Source organism: Streptomyces sp. NPDC054047 (assembly GCF_055585065.1).
In genome coordinates, this window is the sequence record NZ_JBVJKV010000029.1 from 1 (window position 1) to 1,047 (window position 1,047).

Below are 1,047 nucleotides of genomic sequence, written 5' to 3' on the forward strand. Positions count from 1 at the left end.
CGTCGTGACTGCGTGCCTTTTGAAGAATGAGCCTGCGAGTTTGCGGTGCGTTGCGAGGTTAACCCGTGTGGGGAAGCCGTAGCGAAAGCGAGTCCGAATAGGGCGGTTCAGTAGCGCGCTCAAGACCCGAAGCGGAGTGATCTAGCCATGGGCAGGTTGAAGCGGCTGTAAGAGGTCGTGGAGGACCGAACCCACCAGGGTTGAAAACCTGGGGGATGACCTGTGGTTAGGGGTGAAAGGCCAATCAAACTCCGTGATAGCTGGTTCTCCCCGAAATGCATTTAGGTGCAGCGTCGTGTGTTTCTTGCCGGAGGTAGAGCACTGGATAGGCGATGGGCCCTACCGGGTTACTGACCTTAGCCAAACTCCGAATGCCGGTAAGTGAGAGCGCGGCAGTGAGACTGTGGGGGATAAGCTCCATGGTCGAGAGGGAAACAGCCCAGAGCATCGACTAAGGCCCCTAAGCGTACGCTAAGTGGGAAAGGATGTGGAGTCGCACAGACAACCAGGAGGTTGGCTTAGAAGCAGCCACCCTTGAAAGAGTGCGTAATAGCTCACTGGTCAAGTGATTCCGCGCCGACAATGTAGCGGGGCTCAAGCGTACCGCCGAAGTCGTGTCATTCCAGCATTAGGGCCAACGCCTGCTGGGATGGGTAGGGGAGCGTCGTGTGCCGGGTGAAGCTGCAGCGGAAGCTAGTGGTGGACGGTTCACGAGTGAGAATGCAGGCATGAGTAGCGATACATACGTGAGAAACGTGTGCGCCGATTGACTAAGGGTTCCTGGGTCAAGCTGATCTGCCCAGGGTAAGTCGGGACCTAAGGCGAGGCCGACAGGCGTAGTCGATGGATAACCGGTTGATATTCCGGTACCCGCTGTGAAGCGTCAAACATTGAATCAGGCGATGCTAAGTCCGTGAAGCCGTCCTGGAGCCTTCGGGCAAAGGGAAGTGGTGGAGCCGACGAACCAGACTTGTAGTAGGTGAGTGATGGGGTGACGCAGGAAGGTAGTCCAGCCCGGGCGGTGGTAGTCCCGGGGTAAGGGTGTAG

The 1,047-nt window shown here is 57.5% G+C and carries 1 rRNA gene; it reads left to right on the forward strand.

Annotated features, from left to right (window positions below):
* A 23S ribosomal RNA gene (locus ACZ6ZP_RS43175) occupies positions 1-1,047 on the forward strand; the annotation flags it as partial.